This is a genomic window from Streptomyces sp. YIM 121038, assembly GCF_006088715.1.
Taxonomy (GTDB): domain Bacteria; phylum Actinomycetota; class Actinomycetes; order Streptomycetales; family Streptomycetaceae; genus Streptomyces.
This window is the reverse complement of the sequence record NZ_CP030771.1, coordinates 8,229,475-8,253,152: the sequence shown is the minus strand read 5'-3', so window position 1 is coordinate 8,253,152 and position 23,678 is coordinate 8,229,475. Positions and strand designations below refer to the sequence as shown.

The 23,678-nt window shown below is 74.5% G+C and carries 9 protein-coding genes; all 9 read right to left on the bottom strand.

All coding sequences use genetic code 11. The annotated features are described in order from the left end of the window. The 9 genes from C9F11_RS34580 to C9F11_RS34540 all read right to left on the bottom strand — a co-directional run bounded on the left by C9F11_RS34580 (position 1) and on the right by C9F11_RS34540 (position 23,632). The gene (locus C9F11_RS34580; protein WP_249402259.1) at positions 1–630 is read right to left on the bottom strand and encodes an HAD-IA family hydrolase; all 630 of its coding nucleotides are present in this window, start codon (positions 628–630) and stop codon (positions 1–3) included. Between the two features lie 113 nt (positions 631–743). Next, positions 744–1,844: a Gfo/Idh/MocA family oxidoreductase gene (locus tag C9F11_RS34575; protein ID WP_138963153.1), complete on the bottom strand. Its 1,101-nt coding sequence runs from the start codon at positions 1,842–1,844 to the stop codon at positions 744–746. Then, positions 1,841–3,001 (bottom strand): 3-amino-5-hydroxybenzoate synthase, encoded by a 1,161-nt coding sequence (gene rifK / locus C9F11_RS34570; protein ID WP_138963151.1) that lies wholly within the window; start codon positions 2,999–3,001, stop codon positions 1,841–1,843. Before rifK ends, C9F11_RS34575 begins: the two co-directional genes overlap by 4 nt. Before the next feature lie 225 nt (positions 3,002–3,226). Next, positions 3,227–4,111, bottom strand: a complete 885-nt coding sequence (locus tag C9F11_RS34565; RefSeq protein ID WP_138963149.1) for a shikimate dehydrogenase — start codon at positions 4,109–4,111, stop codon at positions 3,227–3,229. Continuing rightward, a complete protein-coding gene (locus tag C9F11_RS34560; RefSeq protein WP_212767923.1) occupies positions 4,108–5,331 on the bottom strand; it encodes a 3-deoxy-7-phosphoheptulonate synthase in 1,224 nt (407 codons plus the stop codon). The genes C9F11_RS34565 and C9F11_RS34560 overlap by 4 nt, the downstream gene beginning before the upstream one ends. A 56-nt stretch (positions 5,332–5,387) precedes the next feature. Then, positions 5,388–6,461 (bottom strand): 3-dehydroquinate synthase family protein, encoded by a 1,074-nt coding sequence (locus tag C9F11_RS34555; RefSeq protein WP_249401998.1) that lies wholly within the window; start codon positions 6,459–6,461, stop codon positions 5,388–5,390. A 47-nt stretch (positions 6,462–6,508) separates the two neighbouring features. After that, entirely contained in the window at positions 6,509–7,378 is an 870-nt protein-coding gene (locus tag C9F11_RS34550) for an arylamine N-acetyltransferase (RefSeq protein WP_138963143.1), read from the bottom strand. Positions 7,379–7,406: 28 nt separating this feature from the next. Next, a complete protein-coding gene (locus tag C9F11_RS34545; RefSeq protein WP_138963141.1) occupies positions 7,407–18,017 on the bottom strand; it encodes a type I polyketide synthase in 10,611 nt (3,536 codons plus the stop codon). Positions 18,018–18,094: 77 nt separating this feature from the next. Next, positions 18,095–23,632 (bottom strand): type I polyketide synthase, encoded by a 5,538-nt coding sequence (locus tag C9F11_RS34540; protein WP_138963139.1) that lies wholly within the window; start codon positions 23,630–23,632, stop codon positions 18,095–18,097. Between the last annotated feature and the right edge of the window lie 46 nt (positions 23,633–23,678).

Below are 23,678 nucleotides of genomic sequence, written 5' to 3'. Positions count from 1 at the left end.
TCAGGCGCCGGGCACGGGCGGGCACAGGTCCAGCAGGTCGGCCGGGCGGTGCAGGACGGCGTCCGGCCGGGCTGCGAGCAGCTCGTCCGGGTCGTCGACGGCCCACAGCGCGGCGACCGAGGTCACTCCGGCGCCCTGGGCGCTGGCGAGGTCGGTCGGCGCGTCACCGACCATGACGGCCTCCTCGGCGCTCACGCCCAAGAGGCGCAGGGCGTGCTCCACGATGTCCGGCGCGGGCTTGGGCCTCGGCACCTCGTCCGAGCCGAGGACCTGGGCGAAGAACGGGAGCAGGCCCAGCTGTTCGAGGAGGGAGCGCGCCCGCGGCCCGCTCTTGCCGGTGGCCACGGCGAGCTTGATCCCGCGGACGCGCAGGGTCAGGAGCAGCTCGACGACTCCCTCGAAGACCGGCACCTTGGGGGCGAGGCGATAGCTCTCGCGGACGAACGGCTCCTCCATCTCCAGGGGCAGGCCCATGATCCGCATGATGTCCGGGAAGTAGCGCCCCAGGTGCCGCCGGTACTCGTCGAAGGGGGCCGGGCCCTCGCCGACGACCTCCTTGTAGGCGATGGCGAACGCCTCGTACATCACCGCGAAGCTGTCGACGATGACGCCGTCCAGGTCGAAGACCACGGCGCGCCTGACGGGGACGAGCGTGTCCGTCGCGGTCGCCGTCGGCCCCGTCCCTCCGGCCGCCGCGCGTATGCCGTCCACTGCGCCGGCCGGATCTCCCGAAGCCGCTGGTGTCACTGGCTCTCCCCCGTCCACCGCCCCGCGGGCACGCCGCCGCGCGGGTGCGCGGAGCGGGCCGAGGCGTAGAAGTCCTCGATGACGCGGACCGTCGTACGGGCCTCGGCGATGGCCCTGCCGCGGCTGCCCGGTTCCTTCAGGACGGCGGCGAGGCCGTCCAGCTGCCGCCGGTACTCGTCGCCGATCGGCTCGTCCGGCACCGGGAGCCGCGTGGTGGTGCCTTCGCGGGTCAGCGTCAGGACGGGTTCGGGGTCGCGGTGGGGGCTGAAGCCGAAGGTGCAGCGTAGCTCGGCGGTGCCCGCGCTGCCCGCGAGCTGGATCCGGGTGACGTCCAGGGCCTCGTGCGACGCCCACCCGGCGCGCAGCGCCACGGAGATCCCGTCGGCGCGGACGAAGAAGCCCCGCGCGGTGTCCTCGACGTCGCCGACGGCGTCGGCGGCGGGCCGGTCGCGCCGCCAGGCCGCGCCCCAGGCCGGGGCGTTGACGAAGTCGCTCGACGTCACGCCGACGACCTGGGTGAAGGGGGCGGGGCCGAGCAGCGAGGCGAGCGTGTCGAACAGGTGCCAGCCGAGGTCGAAGAGGACCCCGCCGCCCGCCTCGTCGCGCCGGGTGAACCAGCCGCCCGCCCTCGGGACGCCGCGCGCCCTGACCCAGGACAGCTCGGCGTGCCGGACGTGCCCCAGATCGGGCACCAGGGCCGCGAGGGCCGCCACGTCGCCGCGGTGGGGGGCAGCGCTGCCCGCGAGGAGCGTGGCCCCGCCCGCGCGTTCGGCGGCGGCCAGGGCGTCGGCCTCGGCGGCGGTCAGGCACACCGGCTTCTCCAGGAAGACGGAGACTCCCCTGCCGAGGAGGGCTCCCGCCACCTCGGCGTGCAGATGGTTGGGTACGGCGACGACGGCGAGGTCGACGTCCGCCGCGGTGAGCGCGTCCGCCGCCGGGTGCACGGGGACGCCCGGCGGGGCCTCGAACGCCGCGCGTGCCGCGGCTCCGGAGTCGACGGCGGCCACCACGTCGAAGTCGGCGTGCGCGCGCAGCCGGGGCACCCAGAGCTCGCGGCCCGCCCAGCCGAGCCCGACGACGGCCGTCCTGACGCTCATATGGCGGCCACACCGTCCGCGACGATCGCGGCGGTCTCGTGCAGGGCCTGCTCGTCGGCGAGCAGCACCCGGTGGTGGAGCCAGACGCAGTCCTGGCTGATGGCCTCGGTGCGGGGGCAGCGCTCGGCGACCTCGTCGGGGGTCTCGTCGGGCGCGCCGAACTCCCAGAAGGCGGCGGTGCGGTAGATCGCGCGGAAGCCCGCGAACGCCGGGACGCCCGCCTCGACGAGCCGGTCGACGAGGGCGTTGCGCCCCTCCTCGCCGATGCCGGGGACCCGGAACATCGCCATGTAGTGGGAGGGGAAGTCGGTGCGCTCGTCGCCGCGCTGCGGGGTCACTCCGTCGATCGCGCCGAGGAGTCCGGACAGCAGCGCCCAGCGCTTCTGGCGGGTGGTCACCTGCTGGTCGAGGCGGCCGAGCTGGGCCCGGAGCACCGCCGCGGAGAACTCGTTGAGCCGCAGATTGGATCCGGCGATCTCGTGCAGGTACCTGCGGTCGGTGCGGGGCCGCCCGCAGCTGTGCCGCAGGAACGCGGTCTCGTACAGCTCGGTGTCGGGGAACAGGACGGCGCCGCCCTCGCCGGCGGTCATCAGCTTGCCGTTCTGGAAGCTGAACGCGGCGACGGAGCCGAGTTCGCCGACGCGCTTGCCGCGCCAGCGGGCGCCGTGGGCGTGCGCGGCGTCCTGGAGCAGCGGCACGCCCGTGTCGGCGGAGAGCTTGGCGAGGGCGTCCATGTCCGCCATGTAGCCCGCCATGTGCACGGGCATGATCACCCGGGTCCTGGGGGTCACGGCGGCGGCGGTCGCCGTCACGTCGAGGGAGTACGTGTCCTCGTCGACGTCCACCGGGACGGCGACCGCGCCGAGGCGCTGCGCCGCCTGGGACGAGGAGATGAAGGTGAAGGCCGGGACGATGACCTCGGTGCCGGGGCCGACGCCCATGCACTGGAGGGCGAGTTCGAGCGCGTGCGTGCCGTTCGTGACCGCGAGGGCGTGGGGGGCGCCGTGGTGCTCGGCGAACTCCCGCTCGAAGGAGTCGACTTCGCTGCCGCCCATCCGCCACCACTGGCCCTGTTCGAGGGCGCGGACGAGTCCTTCCCGCTCCTGTACGTCGTACTGCGGCCACGCGGGGTACTCCGGCGCCTGTCGCACGTTCATGTTTCTCCAACCGTGGATGGGCTCGACGCGGGCTGCGGGGCGGTCGGGGCCGCGTGCCGCGGAGAGGGACGCGGGCGCGCGAGGGCACTCGCCGTCGGGGTCGCGGACGTCGCGCACACTCCGCCCCGTGCGGCGTCATGTGTCGGAAGAAAAGCTGACCAACAGGTCCAAAGTAGAGGCCCGGCGGCGCCCCCGCATCCCTCGGTCAGGTAGTCGGACCGGCCGCTAGGCGAGGCCGAAGAAGGCCTGATAGGCGTCGAGTTGGCCCTCCAGCATGTGAATGCCGTGATGGACGGGGTGTCCGAGGGCGGCCGCCTCGCGCAGGAGTCTCGTCTCGCGGGGCTTCATGACGATGTCGGCCACCACGCCGCCCGGCCGCAGGGAGTCCGGCGGGAAGGGCAGCGGGTCGTCGGGGCGCAGTCCGAGCGGGGTGGCGTTCACGGCGATGTCGGCGCCCCGCGGGTGCGGTCCGGTCAGCGCGCGGACCCGGCCGGGCCAGTGCGCGTCGAGGCGGGCGACGAGGGCGCCGAGCCGCGCGGTGTCCGTGTCGTACGCGGAGAGGCGGTCGACGCCCGCCGCGAGGAGGGCCGCGGCGATGGCGCTGCCCGCGCCGCCCGTCCCGACGAGCGCCACGTGGGCGCCCTTGGGTTCGTGTCCGGCGGCGACGAGTCCCGTCACGAAGCCGGAGCCGTCGAAGTTCTCCGCGAGCCAGCCGCCGTCGGCCTCCCGGCGCAGCACGTTGGCGCTGCCGACGATGTCCACGGTGGGGCCGCGCCGGTCGGCGAGCGCGCGTACGGCCGCCTTGTGCGGGACGGTGACGAACATGCCGTCGAGGTTGTCGATCCGCCGCAGGCCGCGTACGACGGCTTCGAGGTGCGGCGGCCGGGCGTGCACCGGCACGAGGACCGCGTCCCGGCCGAGGCGCGCGAAGAGCGGGTTCATCAGGGCGGGCGACTGGACCTGGGCGACGGGGTCGCCCAGGACGGCGTACAGCCGGGTGGTGCCCGTGATGGGCGTGGCGGGAGGGGGTTCCGTGCCGGGAGACGGCCCTTGGGCGGGAGGGTGCCCCGTGGCGGGGGAAGGTCCTTGCTCGGGAGGAGGTCCGGTCATCGCAGCCTCACCTTTCTGTCCGTGGCGGCGGCCGCCGCCAGCTCCGCGACGGCGGTGGCGAGTTCCATCGACTGCTCCGCGTTGAGGCGCGGGTCGCAGGCCGTGCGGTAGCGGGCGGGCAGGTCGGCCTCGGTGAGGCCGCGGGGGCCGCCGAGGCACTCCGTGACGTCGTCGCCGGTCAGCTCGACGTGCAGGCCGCCGGGGTGGGTGCCGAGGCGCCGGTGCACCTCGAAGAACCCGGAGATCTCGTCGGCGATGTGCCGGACCGCGCGGGTCTTGTGGCCGCCTGCCGACGTGTACGTGTTGCCGTGCATCGGGTCGCATTGCCAGACCACCTGGTGGCCGGAGGCGGTGACCTTCTCCACGATCGCCGGCAGGACGGCGCGGACCCGGGTGTGCCCCATGCGGCTGATCAGTGTGAGGCGTCCCGGTTCGCCGTGCGGGTCGAGCCTGCGCACGTAGTCGAGGGCCTGCTCGGGGGTGGTGCGGGGGCCGAGCTTGAGGCCGATCGGGTTGGACAGGAGCTCCGCGAACGCGATGTGCGCGCCGTCGAGGTCGCGGGTGCGCTCGCCGACCCACAGGAAGTGCCCGAGGCCGCTGGCGAACCGGGGCTCGGGTCCGCTGAGGTCCGCCCGCAGCGAGGTCCGCTCGTAGTCGAGCACGAGCGCCTCGTGGCTGACGTAGGGGCCGCCGCCGTCGGGCAGCGCCCGCGGACCGGCCTCGAAGTCCCGGACCACGGCCATGGCGCCCGCGGCGTCGGCGCGGGCCCGCAGCATCCGGGAGGGGTCCGGTGTGCGGGCCGCGGGCGTGGGCTGGATCGCGTTGACCAGGTCGCCGCGGTAGACGGGAAGGCCCCGTGCGTCCAGGGGCCGGGAGCGCGGTTTGGCGTACTGCCCGGCCATCCGGGCGACCGTGACCACGGGCAGTCCCGTGCGCCGGGCGAGCACCGCGGCCATGTCCGTGAGCAGGCCCAGGTTGGCCCGCTGGTGGGCCTCGGTGTTCTCGGCGAAGGCTTCGGCGCAGTCGCCGCCCTGGAGCAGGAACGCCTCGCCGCGCGCGACCGCGGCGAGCCGCTCCGCCAGGCGCGCGGTCTCGGCGGGGGTGACGAGCGGCTCGGCCCGGCTCAGGGCCGCCACCACGGCCCTCGCCCGCTCCGGGTCCGGCCAGTCAGGCTGCTGCGCGACCGGCCTGGCCAGGGCCGCGGCGAGCCGGTCGGCCAGGAGGCGGTGCGCGGGTCCGGCGGCGTCGGGTCCCGCCTCGGGCCGGGGCGGGCGGTTCACGTCCGGGCCGCTTCGGTCGCGGGGAGCCCGGGCTCGGCGGCGCCGACGAGCTCGGCGAGGGGCGCCCGGGGCATCCCTTCCAGCACGCGGGCGACGACCTCCTGCGGCACGTCGCTCACCAGCTCGGCCCCGGCGGGGCCGTCCAGGGCGAACGCGAGGCCGGTGAGGGCCTTCTTGTCGTGCCGCATCAGCCGCAGCAGGGCGGCGGGGTCGGCCTCGGCGGGCAGCGCGGTGGGCAGCCCGTAGTACTGGACGACGTCCTGGTGTTCCGCCACCCGGGCCGGGCCGATCCGGCCCAGGGCCCCGGCGAGGCGGCCCGCGAAGACGGTGCCGACGGCCACCGCCTCGCCGTGGCGCAGGGCGTAGCCGGTCTCCTTCTCCAGGGCGTGGCCCAGCGTGTGGCCGTAGTTGAGGATGTGCCGCACCCCGGTGTCCCGCTCGTCGGCCTCCACGATGCGGGCCTTGAGGGTGACGCTCGCGGTGATCTGCTCCACGAGCGGCAGTCCGCGCAGGTCGGCGGCGCCGATGAAGTGGCAGCGGGCGATCTCCCCGAGACCGTTCCGGAGTTCTCTGCGCGGCAGGGTCGCGAGGTAGTCGGTGTCGCACAGCACGGCGCTGGGCTGCCAGTAGGCCCCGACGAGGTTCTTCCCGGCGGGCAGGTTCACCGCCGTCTTGCCGCCGACGCTGGCGTCGACCTGGGCGAGCAGCGAGGTGGGCAGGTGCACCACCGGCACGCCCCGGTGGTACAGCGCGGCCGCGAGGCCGACCACGTCGGTGGTCGTCCCGCCGCCGCAGGACACGACGACGTCGGACCGGGTGAGTCCGAACCGTACGAACTCGCCGCACAGCGCCTCCACCGTGGCGAGCGTCTTGTCCCGCTCGCCGTCCCGGGCCGGCAGCAGCAGCGTCTCGACGCCGGTGTCGGGCACCCACTCCCGCGGGCGCGCCGACACGACGACGGCCCGCCCGGCGCCGAGGCGCCGGACCACGTCGGGGAGCGACGCGCGGACCCCCGGGCCGATCCGCACGTCGTACGCGTGGTCGGTGAGGCGCAGCGGTACGGAAGCCATCATGTCCCCCTTCGGGGCGCCGCGCGGGCGGTGCCCGCGGCGCGAGGTCAGCTCAATTCACCGGACAGAATGCGGAAGACCAGGTCGCGGTGTTCGTCGTCGTCCTTGATCGTGCGGACTTCCTCGCGGCCGCCGCGGACCGTGAGACAGCGCCGTCCCTTCAGGACGATCTGGCCGTCGTCGAAGGCGCGCCCGCACAGGACGTCCAGGCCGTCGTGCGTCCCGGTGGCCGCCTCGATCTCCCCGAAGATGCGGTCCGTTCCGCGCGCGATGGGGCACGCTTCGGGCGCGGTGGCGGCGGTGGCCGCGTACTCCCGGTTGAGGTGCTCCTCCAGTTCCTTCCAGTCGCTCCACTGCCGGGGCTTCGTCGTGAAGGTGTAGACGACGCTCCACCGGCTGACCCGCCCCCGGCGCTGGAGGGCGAACCCGGAGGCGTTCTCGACCAGGCGGTACTGGCATCCGTACTGGGTCTGCACCGTGCCGGTGATCCGCAGCGGCTCGATGTGGTTGGGCCCCGGGTAGCCGACGTCGACGAGCCACTCCTCGCCGTCCAGGGCGACGCGGCTGAACATGTGTTCCACGTCGAGCCCGAAGTTCTCGCGGCCCTCGGCGGTGCTGGCCGCCATCAGGGTGACGTCGTAGCCGAGTTCACCGAGCAGCCGGTGGAAGAGCCGGGCGAGCTGGAAGCAGGTGCCGCCGTGCCCGTCGACGACGCTCGTCTCGAACAGGGCGTCCTCGTCGAGGTCGACGAGGCGGATCCCGTCGCGGAGGTCCTGGGCGGCGCCGTTGTAGGGAATCGCCATGAGGTGGCTCTTGTGCAGCCTGCGCAGCGTCTCGGCGTCCACGCCGGTCGCTCCGGCGCAGCCGATCCGCTGGAGGTAGTCGCTCACGTCGAACACGTCGTCGCCTCTTTCCATGGGTTTTTTCGCAGGGGGGCCGCTGGGTTCATACGGAGAGCGCCACCGGGGTCGTGGCCTGTTCGCCGCACATCAGCGCGTGCAGGTGCGCGGCGAGCCTTCCTGGCGTCGGGTGGTCGAAGACGAGGCCGGGGGCGAGCTTCCGCTCGGTGAGGGTGCGCAGCCGGTTGCGCAGCTCGATGGCCGTGAGGGAGTCGAAGCCGATCTCGAAGAGCCCCTGGTCGGCGTCGATGTGGTACGTCGTGCCGTGGCCGAGGACCGCCGCGACCTGGCTCCGCACCAGGTCGAGCAGCAGCGTCGCCTGCTCGGCCGCGGGCAGTGCCGCGAGCCGCTCGGACAGCTGCCGGTGCTCGTCGCCGCCCGCCGCGTGCGCCAGTTGCCGTCCGGCGCGCACGAGGCCGCGCAGCAGGTGCGGCACCCCGCCACCGGCCGTCGCCCCGGCGCGTACGCCCCGCAGGTCCAGCTTGGCGGGAACCAGCAGGGCCTGCCCGGAGCCCACGGCCGCGTCGAACAGTTCCATGCCCTCCGCCGGAGTCATCCCCCGCAGCCCGCCCCGGCGGCTCATCCGGCTCTTGGTGAGGTCGTCGGTGTGGGCGGCCATCCCGCTGGTCTGCTCCCACAGGCCCCAGGCCAGGGAGACGCCGGGCAGGCCTGCCGCCCGCCGCTGGGCCATCAGCCCGTCGAGGAAGGCGTTCGCGGCGGCGTAGCTGCCGCTGCCCGCGCCCATGAAGACGCCCGACACGGACGAGTAGACGACGAACGCGTCCAACTCCAGGCCCAGTTCACGCGTCAGCCCGTCCAAGTGCCGCACCGCGTCCACCTTCGGCGCGAACACCCGCTCAAGGCGCTCCGGCGTCAGCGCCCCGATCACTCCGTCGTCCGTCACACCGGCGGTGTGCACGACGCCGGTGAGCGGGTGCTCGTCCGGTACGCCCGTCAGCAGGGCCTTCACCTGGTCGCGGTCGGACACGTCACACGCCACGACCGTCACCGTCGCACCCTGCTCGCGGAGCTCGGCCACCAGCTCCGGCACGCCTTCGGCGTCCGGACCCCGACGGCTGGCGAGCAGCAGATGCCGTACGCCGTACCGGGTGACCAGGTGCCGGGCCGCGAGGGCGCCCAGCGATCCGGCACCCGAGATGAGGACGGTGCCTTCCGGCCCGAACACCGGTGCCGCGTCGGGGGTTTGGCCGCTGACGCGGGCGAGGCGAGGGACGCGGAGGGCGGGGCCGCGCACGGCGATCTGCGGCTCGCCGCCGGCGAGGACCGCGCCCAGGACGGGCTCCGCGCCCGTGGTCGCGTCGACGTCCAGCAGGACGATGCGGTCCGGGTGTTCGGCCTGTGCGGCGCGCACCAGGCCCCACACGGCCGCCCCTGCCGGATCCCGCACGGTGGCCTCGCCACCGGCGGGCACCGCGCCCCGGGTGACCACCAGCAGCCGCGACTCTTCGAGCCCGGTCCCGGCCAGCCAGCACTGCACGACGTCCAGGACCCGGGTGGCCAGGGACAGTGCGGCCCCCTCCTCGTCGCCGCCGACGGCGTCCATGACCGCCAGGGCCGGGGCCGCCGCGCCCGACTCCACGTCGTCGGCCAGCGTCGCCACCTCCTCCGCCGTGGCCACGGCCACCCACGACGGCGAGGGCCGCGCCTCGCGCACCGGGGGCGGCTCCGTCCACTCCACCCGGAACAGCGAGTCGACGCGCGCCGTGTCCGACGCCGTCTCCAACTGCTCGGCGGACACCACCCGGCCCACCAGCGAGTCCAACGTCACGACCAGGCCACCGGCCTCGTCCACGGCCTCCAGCGACAGGGCGTCGCGCTCGGGCTTCGCCACGCGGACCCGCAGCGCCGACGCGCCCGCCGCGTGCAGTGCGAGCCCGTTCCAGGCGAAGGGCAGCCGCAGCTCAAGGCCGTCCGCGTCGCCGTCACCGGCGGCCGCCGTGACCGCCGCCACGGCGTTCAGCATGGTCGAGTGCAGGGCCGCGTCGAGGAGGGCGGGGTGGATGCCGTACCGGCCCGCTTCCTCCCGCTGCCCCTCGGGCAGGGCGACCTCGGCGAACACCTCGTCGCCGCGCCGCCACACCGCGCGCACGCCCTGGAACGCCGGGCCGTACCCGTAGCCGTCCCCGGCGAGGCGACCGTAGCCGTCGCCGATGTCCACCGGTTCCGCGCCGGGCGGCGGCCAGGACGTGAAGTCGTGGCCGCCCAGGTCACGGGGGTGGGCGGTGGTCGCGAGGAGCCCGGTGGCGTGCCGCGTCCAGGTGTCGGCGCCGCCGTCGTCCTCGCGCTGGGAGTACACCTCCACGGTCCGCGCTCCGGTCTCGCCCGGTCCGCCCACCGCGACCTGCACGCGCACCCCGCCGCGCCGGGGCACCACGAGCGGCGCCTCGATCACCAGCTCCTCCAGGATCCCGCACCCGGCCTCGTCACCGGCCCGCACCGCCAGCTCCACCAGCCCCGTGCCCGGGACGAGTACGACACCGCCGACCGCGTGGTCGGCCAGCCACGGATGCGTCCGCAGGGAGAGGCGCGAGGTGAACACGAGCCCGTCCGTCTGCGGAAGCCGCACCACCGCGCCCAGCAACGGGTGACCGGCCCCGGCGAGGCCGAGTGCCGCCGCGCCGGTCGCCGACTCGGCGGGCTTGAGCCAGTAGTGCCGGTGGTCGAAGGCGTACGTCGGCAACTCCACGCGCGCGTGCCCGGCTCCGGCGGGCAGCACACCCGCCCATTCCACGCGCACTCCCTTGACGAACAGCTCGGCCATCGAGCTCAGCAGCCGTCGCAGTCCGCCCTCCTCGCGCCGCAGTGTGCCCGTCACCTGCGCCGTGCTGTCGGCGCCATCCACGATCTCGGTGATCGGCTGTACGAGTACGGGGTGGGCGCTGACCTCCACGAACACGCCGTAGCCCTGGCCCAGGAGGTCGGCCGCGGCCGGGCCGAACCGCACCTGGCCGCGCAGGTTGCGGTACCAGTACCCGGCGTCCAGGACTCCGGCTTCCTCGATCCAGCTGCCGGTGACGGTGGAGTAGAACGGCACCTCCGGGGCCTTCGCGTCCACCCCCACCAGCACTTCGGCAAGGGTGGCCTGGATGTCCTCGACGTGACGAGTGTGCGATGCGTAGTCCACCGCCACCCGGCGCGTACGGACACCATCGCCGGACAGGGCCTCCAGCACCTCGTCCAAGGCTTCGGCGTCACCTGCGATCACCACGGACGACGGCCCGTTGACAGCCGCGACCTCCACCCGGCCCGCCCAGGACTCAAGGCGTGCGGTGACCTCTGCCTCGCTCAGAGCGACCGAGGCCATGCCACCGCGTCCGGCCAGCTCCGTGGCGATGGCCTGACTGCGCAACGCCACCACACGGGCCGCGTCCTCAAGGGAGAGGGTCCCCGCCACACACGCGGCCGCGATCTCCCCCTGCGAGTGACCAAGCACCGCATCCGGAACCACACCTACCGACGCCCACACCGCAGCCAAACCCACCATCACCGCGAAGCTCGCGGGCTGCACCACATCCACCCGCTCAAGAACCTCGGAATCAGCGTCACCCCGTAGGACATCGACAAGCGACCAGTCCACCCACGGCTCCAACGCCGCCGCGCACTCCCCCACCCGCTCCGCGAACACCGCGGAAGCGTCCAGGAGTTCACGGCCCATACCCGCCCACTGCGACCCCTGCCCCGGGAACACCAGCACGAGATCCCCCGGCGTACCCCCGCTGCCCGACACCAGCCCCGGACCGCTCTCACCCCGCTCAAGCGCCCGCAACCCGGCCAGGGCTTCCTCGCCCGAGCCCGCGACCACCACCGCGCGCTCGCCCAGCACAGCCCGCCCCGACACCAACGCCCCGGCCACGGCGGGCAACAACGCGCCAGCGCCCGACTCCACATACGACGCCAGGCGACCGGCCTGCCCCGCCAGCGAAGCCCGGCTCCGCGCCGACACCACCAACGGCACCACACCCACAGGGGCTGAACCCTCCGAGACCGGCTCCTCGGGCGCCTCCTCCAGGATCAGGTGGGCGTTCGTGCCGCTGATGCCGAACGCGGACACCCCCGCCCGGCGCGGGCGCCCGTCGCGCGGCCAGTCCCGTGCCTGGGTGAGGAGCTCCACCGCGCCCAGGGACCAGTCGACCTCGGCCGTGGGCGCGTCCACGTGCAGGGTGGGGGGCATGACCGCGTGGCGCAGCGCCTGCACCATCTTGATCACACCGGCCGCACCCGCGGCGGCCTGCGCATGCCCGATGTTCGACTTCAACGAGCCCAGCCACAGCGGCCGTTCGGGCTCCCTGTCCCGGCCGTACGTCGCCAGGAGCGCCTGCGCCTCGATCGGGTCGCCCAGGGTCGTGCCCGTGCCGTGGCCCTCCACCACATCCACCTCGGAGGGGGTGAGGCCCGCGTGGGCCAGGGCCTTGCGGATCACGCGTTGCTGCGCGGGGCCGTTGGGGGCGGTGAGGCCGTTGGAGGCGCCGTCCTGGTTGACCGCGCTGCCGCGCAGCACGGCCAGCACGCGGTGCCCGCGCTCGCGCGCCGCCGACAGGCGCTCAAGGACCACCAGGCCGACTCCCTCGGACCAGCCGGTGCCGTCGGCGCCCGCCGCGTAGGACTTGCAGCGCCCGTCGGTGGCCAGGCCCCGCTGCCGGGAGAACTCCACGAAGGCCCCGGGCGTCGCCATCACGGCCACGCCACCGGCGAGTGCCATCGAGCACTCGCCCTGCCGCAGCGCCTGCGCCGCCAGGTGCATGGCGACCAGGGACGAGGAGCAGGCGGTGTCCACGGTGACCGCCGGGCCCTCGAAACCGAAGGCGTACGCCACCCGGCCCGAGGCCACGCTCGGCGCCGAGCCGGTGCCCGTGTAGCCCTCCACGTCCCGCGCGTCCGCGCCCATCCCGTAGCCCTGGGTGGACACCCCGGAGAACACTCCGACGTCGGTGCCCTTCAGCGCCACCGGGTCGATGCCCGCCTGCTCCAGGGCCTCCCAGGACGTTTCCAGGAGCAGCCGCTGCTGCGGGTCCATCGCCTGCGCCTCGCGCGGGGAGATGCCGAAGAACCCGGGGTCGAAGAGGCCCGCGCCCTGGAGGAAGCCGCCCTGACTGGCGTACGACGTACCGGCGTTGTCAGGATCCGCGTCGAACAACCCCTCCAGGTCCCAGCCACGGTCCTCCGGGAACGGTGCCATGCCCTCGCGGCCCTCCCGCACCAGCCGCCACAAGCCTTCAGGGTCCGCCACCCCACCGGGCAGACGGCACGCCATGCCGACGATCGCGATCGGCTCGTCCCGATCCACGGCCACGGACGACACGGACGGGACAGCGGCACCGTCCGCCGTCTCGGCCAGCTCCTCGCGCAGGTAGCGGGCGAGCGCCACGGGGGTCGGGTAGTCGAAGACGAGGGTGGCGGGGAACTTGAGAGCGGTCGCCTCGCGCAGTCGGTTGCGCAGTTCCACCGAGGTGAGGGAGTCGAACCCGGCTTCGTTGAAGGCCGTGTCCGGCCGTACGCCGCCGGGCCCCGTGTGCCCGAGGACGACCGCGGCCTGGGTGCGGACCAGGTCGAGCAGCAGGGCCTCCTGTTCCGCCGCGGTGAGCCCGGCCAGGCGCCGGGACAGCTCGACGTCGCCGGCGGAGGCGGCCCGCGCCTGCTGTCGGGCCGCCCGGACGAGGCCGCGCAGCAGGTGCGGGACCGCGCCGCCGGACGCCGCACCGGCGCGGGCTCCCCGCAGGTCCAGCTTGATCGGGACCAGCAGCGGCTGCCCGGCCGCCGCCGCGGCGTCGAACAGCTCCATGCCTTCGGCAGCCGTGATGGCCAGCACGCCGCCGCGGTTCGCGCGCGCCTGGTCGACGTCGTCGAGGTGCGCGGTCATGCCCGCGGCCTGCTCCCACAGGCCCCAGGCGAGGGAGAGCCCCGGCAGACCCGCCGCCCGCCGCTGGGCCATCAGCCCGTCGAGGAAAGCGTTGGCCGCCGCGTAGTTGCCCTGGCCCGCCGACCCGAACACGCCCGCCGCGGAGGAGTAGACGATGAACGCGTCGAGGTCGATGCCCCGGGTCAGCTCGTCGAGGTGCCGCACCGCGTCCACCTTCGGCGCGAACACCCCCGCGAGGCGCTCCGGCGTCAGCGCGCCGATCACCCCGTCGTCCAGCACGCCCGCGGTGTGCACGACCGCGCCCAGCGGGTGTTCGTCCGGTACGGACGCCAGCAACGCCCGCACCTGCTCGCGGTCGGACACGTCGCACGCCACGACCGACACCGTCGCACCCTGCCCGACGAGTTCCGCCACCAGCTCCGCCGCACCCTCGGCCTCCGCGCCCCGGCGGCTGGCAAGAAGCAGATGCCGTACACCGTGCCGGGCCACCAGATGACGAGCCACCAGGCCACCCAGAGAACCAGTTCCACCAGTGAGTAGAACGCTCTTTCCAGAGCCGAACTTGTTCGGCACATCCGACACCTCACCGGTGACACGGGCGAGCCTGGGCGCGGAGTACCTCATTCCACGCACCGCGACCTGGGGCTCACCGGCCTCAAGCACCGCTCCCAGCACCGCGTCCAGGGGGCCGCCCGCCGCGGGGTCGGTGTCCAGCAGGACGATCCGGTCCGGGTTCTCCGCCTGCGCCGCGCGCACCAGGCCCCACACCGCCGCTCCCGCCGGATCGCTCACCACACCCGTGCCCGCGGGCACCGCACCCCGGGTGACGACGGCGAGGCGCGACTCCTCAAGGGAGGCTTCGGTCAGCCAGGCCTGGACGACCTCCAACACCCGTGCTGTCAGGGCGAGTACCGCGTCCTCGCCGTCGCCGCCGACGGCTTCCAGGACGGCCACCGGGGGTACGTCGGCGCGCGCGGCCAGGGCCGCCACCTCGTCGGCGGTGGCCACCGGCAGCCACTGCTGTGGCTCCCCCTGCGGCGGGGGCAGCTCGGTCCACTCCACGCCGAACAGCGCGGTGGCGGCCGCCGTGTCCGCCGCGCTCTCCAGCTGGCCCTCGGACACCGGCCGGGACACGAGCGAGTCCATCGTCACGACGGGGCCGCCGGTCTCGTCCGCCGCCGCGAGGGCCACGGCGCCGGGGCCACCGGGCGTCAGGCGCACCCGCAGCGCCGAGGCGCCGACGGCGTGCAGCACGAGGCCGTTCCAGGCGAACGGCAGCACCGGCCGCGCGGGTTCCTCCCCCGCCGGGTCCGCCGTGGCGGCGAGCATCCCGGCGTGCAGGGCCGCGTCTAGGAGCGCGGGGTGGATGCCGAACCTGTCGGCCTCCTCGCGCTGCTCCTCGGGCAGGGCGACCTCGGCGAAGAGTTCGTCACCGCGCCGCCACACCGTCCGCAGACCGCGGAAGGCCGGGCCGTAGCCGTAGCCGCGTTCGGCCAGGTCGTCGTAGAAGTCGCCGGGGTGCACGTCCACCGGTCGCGCGCCGGGCGGCGGCCAGGCGGTGAAGTCGAAGCCGTCCCGGCCGCGGGGGCGGGCGGTGGCCGACAGGAGGCCCGCGGCATGGCGCGTCCAGGTGTCCGCGTCGCCGTCGTCCTCGCGCTGGGAGTACACCTCCACGGTGCGCGTGCCCGTCTCGCCCGGGGCGCCCACCGCGACCTGCACCCGCACCGCACCGCGCGCGGGCACCGCCAACGGGGCCTCGACGACCAGCTCTTCGAGGCTCCCGCACCCGGCTTCGTCACCGGCCCGCACCGCCAGCTCCACGAGGCCGGTCCCCGGCAGGAGCACCACGCCGCCGACCGCGTGATCGGCCAGCCACGGGTGCGTGCGCAGCGAGAGGCGCGAGGTGAAGACCAGGCCGTCGGAGTGCGGAAGGCGCACCACCGCGCCGAGCAGGGGGTGGTCCGCCGCCGTCTGCCCGAGCGACGCGGCGTCCGTGGCCGACGCGCCGGGCTTGAGCCAGTACTGCTGGTGGTCGAAGGCGTACGTCGGCAGGTCCACGCGCCGGGACGCGGCCCCGGCGGGCAACAGGCGCGCCCAGTCCACGGCCACGCCCCGGACGAACAGCTCGGCCATCGAGGCCAGCAGCGTCACCTCCTCCGGGCGGCCTTCGCGCAGGGCGGCGACGCACGTCACCTCGGCGGTGGTGGCGGTGGCCGTCTCCTCGACCAGGCCGGTGAGGGCCGCGCCGGGCCCCAGCTCCACGAACAGGGTGCCGCCGAACTCCGCGGCGGCCGCGACGCCCTCGGCGAACCGCACCGGCCGGCGCACGTGTGCGGCCCAGTAGTGGGGGTCGGACAGCTCGTCGGGGCCGGCGAGCCGCCCGGTCACGTTCGAGACCACCGGGATCGCGGGCCGCTGCCACGCCACGTCGGCGAGCTCCGCGGTGAAGTCGGCCAGCATCGGTTCCATCCGCGGGGAGTGGAACGCGTGCGACACCGCGAGGCGCTTCGTCTTGTACCCCCGCTCGCGCAGCGGACCGGCCGCCGCGAGGACGGCGTCCTCGTCGCCGGAGAGCACCAGGGCGGCCGGGCCGTTGACCGCCGCGACCTCCACGCCCTCGCGCAGCAGCCCGGCGACCTGCTCCTCGCGCGCGGCCACCGCGACCATGGCGCCGCCCGGCGGCAGCGCCTGCATGAGCCGCCCCCTGGCCGCGACCAGGCGGGCCGCGTCCGGCAGCGTGAGGGCGCCCGCCACGTACGCGGCGGTGACCTCACCGATCGAGTGTCCGATCACCGCGTCCGGCCGTACGCCCCAGGACTCCACGAGGCGGGCCAGGGCGCTCTCCACGGCGAAGAGGCCCGCCTGGGTGAACACCGTCTGGTCGAGCAGGTCGGCGCTGCCCGCGACCGTGCCCAGGACCACGTCCCGTACGGGGTGGTCGACCCATCCGGCGAGGCGCGCGTCCAGCTCCTCGCAGGCCTCGTCCAAGGCTTCCGCGAACACCGGGTACCGCTCGTACAGCTCCCGGCCCGCCCCCGCCCGCTGCGAGCCCTGCCCGGGGAACACCCAGACGACCTTGCCCACGTCGCCCGACCCGGTGACCCGGCCGGACACGACACCGGTGGTGCTCTCGCCCCGCGCGAGCGCCCGGAGGCCGGTCAGCGCCTCCTCGGCCGAGCGGGCGGCGACCACGGCGCGCTCGCCGAGCAGGGCCCGGCCGGACAGGAGCGCACCGGCGACGTCCGCGAGGTCCACGCCACCGGAGTCACCGGGCTCCCACGACTGGAGGTACGTCGTCAGCCGTGCGGCCTGGCCCGCCAGCGCTCCGGCGCCGCTCGCCGAGACCACCAGGGGCACCGCGCCGCCGGGCTCCGCCCGCTCGGGGAGCGGCTCACCCGCCTCCGGGGGTGCTTCCTCCAGGATCAGGTGCGCGTTGGTGCCGCTGATCCCGAAGGAGGAGACTCCGGCCCGGCGCGGGCGGTCGTCGCGCGGCCACTCCCGCGCCTCCGTCAGGAGCTCGACCGCGCCCGCCGACCAGTCCACTTCGGCCGTGGGCTCCTGGACGTGCAGCGTGGGCGGCATGACGCCGTGCCGGAGCGCCTGCACCACCTTGATCACACTGGCGACACCTGCGGCGGCCTGCGTGTGCCCGATGTTCGACTTCAACGAGCCGAGCCACAGGGGCCGTCGCGGGTCACGGCCCTGCCCGTACGTCGCGAGGAGCGCCTGGGCCTCGATCGGGTCGCCCAGGGCGGTCCCGGTGCCGTGGCCCTCCACGACGTCCACGTCCGCGGGGACGAGTCCGGCTCCGGCCAGGGCCTTGCGGATCACGCGCTCCTGCGAGGGGCCGTTGGGGGCGGTGAGGCCGTTGGAGGCGCCGTCCTGGTTGACCGCGCTGCCGCGGATGACGGCGAGGACCTGGTGGCCGCGCTCGCGGGCGACCGAGAGGCGCTCCAGGACCACCACGCCCGCGCCCTCGGCGAGGCCCATGCCGTCGGCGCCGTCCGCGTACGCCTTGCACCGGCCGTCGGAGGCCATGCCGCGCTGCCGCGAGAACGCCACGAAGGTGCCGGGCGTCGACATCACCATCGCGCCCCCGGCCAGGGCCATTGAGCACTCGCCCTGCCGCAGCGCCTGCGCCGCCAGATGCATCGCCACGAGCGACGACGAGCACGCGGTGTCCACGGTGACCGCCGGGCCCTCGAAGCCGAAGACGTACGACACCCGGCCGGAGGCCACGCTTCCCGCCACGCCCGTGCCGGTGAAGCTCTCCAGCTCCGGGGCGATCGCCCCGGCACCGGCTCCGTAGCCCTGGCTGGACACGCCGGAGAACACCCCGACGTCGCTGCCCTTCAGCGACACCGGGTCGATGCCCGCCTGCTCCAGGGCCTCCCAGGAGGTCTCCAGGAGCAGCCGCTGCTGCGGGTCCATGGCCAGTGCCTCGCGCGGGGAGATGCCGAAGAGCCCCGCGTCGAAGAGGCCCGCGCCGCGCAGGAAGCCGCCCTGGTCGGTGTAGGACGTACCGGGGTTGTCGGGGTCCGGGTCGAAGAGGCCGTCCAGCTCCCAGCCCCGGTCGTCGGGGAATCCCGACACCGCGTCCCGGCCCTCGCGCACCAGGCGCCACAGCTCCTCCGGCCCCGTCACCCCGCCCGGCAGCCGACAGGCCATCCCCACGATCGCCACCGGCTCGCCCGCGTGCGAGGAGCCCTGTTTCCGCAGTTGGTGCAGTTCGGTCGTGACGCGCTTGAGGTACTGGAGGAGCTTTTCGTCCGTGGCCATGGTTCAGTCCTCACGAAGGTTGGGTGGAACCGCGGAGTCTCGCGCCGGTCCCGGACGGGTCCTGGCGCGTGCCGGTCTCACACGAGCCCCAGTTCGTCATCGATGAAGTCGAGGACTTCGTCGGCCGACGCGGATTCCAGCTGCTCCGCGACCGTGGCGGCGTCCGTCCGCCCGACCACGCCGTTGCACCTGGCCACCAGGCCCTGCAGGCGAAGCGCGACGCTGGACTTCATGGCGGCGTCGAGGGGCAGGGCACCGATCAGCGCCTCGACGTCCTCGATCCTCGCGTGCACGCGGGCGAGCACGTCGTCGCTCACGCCGAGGCCGTCGCGCAGGTGCCGGGCGAGGACCAGCGGGTTCGGCTGGTCGAAGACGAGCGTGGCGGGCAGCTTCAGGCCGGTCGCCTCGCGCAGCCGGTTGCGCAGCTCCACGGAGGTGAGCGAGTCGAACCCGACGTCCTTGAACGCCGTGTCCGCCCGCACGCCTCCCGGCCCGCTGTGTCCGAGCACGACCGCGGCCTGCGTCCGCACCAGGTCGAGCAGCAGGGCCTCCTGCTCCGCCGCGGCGAGCCCGGCCAGGCGGCGCACCAGCTCGCCGTCGCCGGCGGCCGCCGCCCGCGCCTGCTGCCTGCCCGCCGGTACGAGGCCGCGCAGCAGGGGCGGCACCCCGCCGCCGCCCGCCGCTCCGGCCCGCACGCCCTGGAGGTCCAGTTTGACCGGCACGAGCAGCGACCGCCCGGACGCCAGGGCGGCGTCGAAGAGTTCCATGCCCTCGGCGGGCTTGATGCCCACGACGCCGGTGCGGTTGGCGCGCCGGTTCATCCGCGTCCGGTCGGCGGAGCTGAGGTGCGTGGTCATGTTGGTGGCGTGCTCCCACGTGCCCCAGGCGAGGGAGGTCCCGGGCAGGCCGGAGGCCCGCCGGTGCGCCATCAGGCCGTCCAGGTAGGCGTTCGCCGCCGCGTAACCGCTGCTGCCCGCTCCCATGAACACGGACGACGCCGAGGAATAGACGACGAACGCCTCCAGGTCCAGGCCCCGCGTCAACTCGTCGAGATGCCGCACCGCGTCCACCTTCGGCGCGAACACCCCCGCCAAACGCTCCGCACTCAGCGCCCCGATGACACCCGCGTCGAAGACACCCGCCGTGTGCACGACACCCGTCAGCGGCTGTCCGTCCGTGCTGACCGAAGCCAACAGGGCCTTCACCTCATCGCGATCGGACACGTCACACGCCACGGCCGCCGCCGCCGCGCCCTGCCCGGCAAGCTCGGCGACCAACTCCGCTACGCCCTCGGCGTCCGGGCCCCGCCGACTGGCGAGCACCAGACTCCGCACTCCGTACCGGGTGACGAGGTGCCGGGCCACCAGGGCGCCCAGCGACCCGCCGCCCGAGACCAGCACGGTTCCCGCGGGCCCGAACGAAGCTTCCGTACCGGTGAGTTGATCTGCCACGCGGGCGAGCCGGGGCACGGTGAAGGTCGTTCCGCGCACCGCGACCTGGGGCTCACGGCTGGCGAGCACCGGCCCCAGAACGGATTCCACGCCCCCCTCCGGGGCGGCCGGGTCGAGGTCCAGGAGGACAAGGCGGTCCGGGTTCTCGGCCTGCGCGGCGCGCACCAGGCCCCAGACCGCGGCCGCCGCCGGATCCGTGAGGGTGGCGTCGCTCCCGGCGGCGACCGCGCCCCGGGTCGCCACCACCAGGCGTGACTCTTCGAGATCGGCCTCGGCCAGCCACGCCTGTACGACCGCGAGCACCTGGGCGGTCACGGCGAGCGCGGCGTCCTCGCCGTCGCCGCCGACGGCTCGCAGGACGGCCACCGGGGGTACGTCGGCGCTCCCGGCCAGGGCCACCGCCTCGTCAGCGGTGGCCACGGACACCCAGGCCTGTGGCTCGCTCTGCGGCGGCGGCAGTTCGGTCCAGTCCACGCCGAACAGTGCGGTGGCGGCCGTCGCGTCCGCCGTGGCCTCCACCTGGTCGGCGGACACCGGCCGGGACACCAGCGAGTCCATGGTCACGACCAGGCCTCCGGTCTCGTCCGCCGCCTGCACGGACAACGTGTCCGGGCCGCACGGCGCGACCCGCACCCGCAGTGCCGCGGCCCCGGCAGCGTGCAGCACCAGGCCGTTCCACGCGAACGCGAGGACCGGTTCCCCGGAGTCCTCCGCCGCCGGGTCCGCGGCGGCGGCGAACGTGCCCACCTGCAGGGCCGCGTCGAGGAGTGCGGGGTGGATGCCGTACCGGCCCGCATCCTTGCGCTGTTCCTCGGGCAGGGCGACCTCGGCGAACACCTCGTCGCCGCGCCGCCACGCCGCGCGCACGCCCCGGAACGCCGGGCCGTAGCCGAACCCCCGCGCGGCCAGACCGTCGTAGAAGTCACCCGCTTCCACCTGGACCTTCTGGGCGCCGGGCGGCGGCCAGGCGGCGAAGTCGAGCTCCGGCCCCTCCCCGGCCGTGGCCGACGGTGCCGTCACCAGGCCGGTGGCGTGGCGTGTCCAGGTACCGGGGCCGTCCTCGCGCTGGGAGTACACCTCCACGGCCCGCGCCCCGGTCTCGCCCGGTCCGCCCACCGCGACCTGTACCCGTACCCCACTGTGCTCGGGAACGGCCAACGGCGCCTCGATCACCAGCTCTTCGAGGACCCCGCAGCCGGTCTCGTCCCCGGCCCGCACCACCAGCTCCACGAGCGCGGTGCCCGGCAGGAGCACCACCCCGCCGACCGCGTGATCGGCCAGCCAGGGGTGAGCGCGGAGCGAGAGGCGGGACGTGAGCACGAGCCCGTCGGTCTGCGGAAGGCTCACGACCGCGCCAAGGAGCGGGTGTTCGGCCGCGGCCTGCCCCAGCGACGCCGCGTCGGTCGCTTCCTCGCCCGGGGTGAGCCAGTAGTGGTGGTGCTCGAAGGCGTACGTCGGCAACTCCACGCGCGCCGAACCCGTCGCGGGTAGCACCCCACGCCAGTCGACAGCCACGCCCCGCACGAACAGCTCGGCCATCGAGCTCAGCAGCCGCCGCAGTCCGCCCTCCTCGCGCCGCAGCGTGCCCGCCACCACCGCCGCGCTGTCGGCGCCATCCACGATCTCGGTGATCGGCTGTACGAGTACGGGGTGGGCACTGACCTCCACGAACACGCCGTAGCCCTCCGCGAGGAGGTCGGCCACGGCCGGGCCGAACCGCACCTGACCACGCAGATTGCGATACCAGTACCCGGCGTCCAGGACCCCGGCCTCCGCCACCCAGCCGCCGGTCACGGTGGAGTAGAACGGCACCTCCGGGGCCTTCGCGTCCACCCCCACCAACGCTTCGGCAAGGGCGGCCTGGATGTCCTCGACGTGACGAGTGTGCGAGGCGTAATCCACCGCCACCCGGCGCGTACGAACACCATCCCTGGACAGGGCCTCCAGCACCTCGTCCAAAGCCTGGGCATCGCCCGCGATCACCACGGACGAGGGCCCGTTGACAGCCGCGACCTCCACCCGGCCCGCCCAGGGCCCAAGGCGTGCGGTGACCTCTGCCTCGCTCAGCGCCACCGAGGCCATCCCACCGCGCCCGGCCAGCCCCGCAGCGATGGCCTGACTGCGCAACGCCACCACACGGGCCGCGTCGTCGAGAGACAACGCCCCCGCCACACACGCCGCCGCGATCTCCCCCTGCGAGTGACCAAGCACCGCATCCGGAACCACACCTACCGACGCCCACACCGCAGCCAAACCCACCATCACCGCGAAACTCGCGGGCTGCACCACATCCACCCGCTCAAGAACCTCGGGATCAACGTCACCCCGTAGGACATCGACGAGCGACCAGTCCACCCACCGCTCAAGAGCAGCAGCGCACTCCCCCACCCGCTCCGCGAACACCACAGAGGAATCCAGGAGTTCACGGCCCATCCCCACCCACTGCGACCCCTGCCCCGGGAACACCAGCACAAGGTCGCCCGGGACACCGGAACCGGTGACGCTCCCGGACACGACGTTCGGGCCGCTCTCGCCGCGCGCCAACGCCCGCAGCCCGGTGAGCGCGTCCTCGGCCGAGTCCGCCACGACCACCGCGCGATCGTCGAGGAGCGCCCGGCCCGACACCAAGGCCCCGGCCACCGTGGCCAGCGGTGTCCCGTCGGCCGTCTCGATGAACGCCGCGAGACGCCCGGCCTGCCCCGGCAGCGCCCCGGGAGTCCGTGCCGACACCACCAGCGGCACCACACCCACCGGGGCTGAACCCTCCGAGACCGGCTCCTCGGGGGCCTCCTCCAGGATCAGGTGGGCGTTCGTGCCGCTCACACCGAACGAGGACACACCCGCCCGGCGCGGACGGTCGTCGCGCGGCCACTCCCGCGCCTCCGTCAGGAGCTCGACCGCGCCCGTGGTCCAGTCGACCTCGGTCGTGGGCGTCCGCACGTGCAGCGTGGGCGGCAGGACGCCGTGGCGCAGCGCCTGCACCATCTTGATCACGCTGGCCACGCCCGCTGCGGCCTGCGTGTGGCCGATGTTCGACTTCAACGAGCCCAGCCACAGCGGCCGTTCGGGATCCCTGTCCCGGCCGTACGTCGCCAGGAGCGCCTGCGCCTCGATCGGGTCGCCGAGGGCCGTGCCCGTGCCGTGGCCCTCCACCACGTCCACGTCGGCCGGGGAGAGGCCCGCGTTGGCCAGGGCCCTGCGGATGACCCGCTGTTGGGAGGGGCCGTTGGGGGCGGTCAGGCCGTTGGAGGCGCCGTCCTGGTTGACCGCGCTGCCGCGCAGTACGGCCAGGACCTGGTGCCCGCGCTCGCGGGCGACCGAGAGGCGTTCGAGGACGACCACGCCCGCGCCCTCGGCCAGGCCCATGCCGTCCGCGCCGTCCGCGAACGCCTTGCACCGGCCGTCCTCGGCCAGGCCCCGCTGCCGGGAGAACGCCACGAAGTTGCCGGGTGTGGCCATCACCATCGCGCCCCCGGCCAGGGCCATCGAGCAGTCTCCGTGCCGCAGCGCCTGCGCCGCCAGGTGCATGGCGACCAGGGACGAGGAGCAGGCGGTGTCCACCGTGACCGCCGGGCCCTCGAAGCCGAACACGTACGACACGCGGCCCGACGCCACGCTCGGCGTCGCGCCCGTGCCCGCGAAGCCCTCCGACTCCGGTGTCACCACCCCGGCACCGGCCCCGTAGCCCTGGCTGGACACGCCGGAGAACACCCCCACGTCGATGCCCTTCAGCGACAGGGGGTCGATGCCCGCCTGCTCCAGGGCCTCCCAGGAGGTCTCCAGGAGCAGCCGCTGCTGCGGGTCCATGGCCAGTGCCTCGCGCGGGGAGATGCCGAAGAAACCCGCGTCGAAGAGCCCCGCCCCACGCAGGAAACCACCCCGGCTCGTGTACGACGTACCCGCATGGTCAGGATCCGGGTCGAACAACCCCTCCACATCCCAACCCCGGTCCTCCGGAAAGTCACAGACCGCATCCACGCCATCGGCCACCAGCCGCCACAACTCCTCCGGCGACCCCACACCACCCGGATACCGGCACGCCATCGACACGACGGCGATCGGCTCCCGCGCCTGGTCCTCGACCTCGCGCAGGCGCTTGCGGGCGTCGCGGGCGTCGGCGATGGCCCTCTTGAGGTAGTCGCGGAGTTGTACCTCGTCAGCCACTGAATTCAGCTCCCAGGAATTCGATGTGTGCGATTGCTGTGCGTGG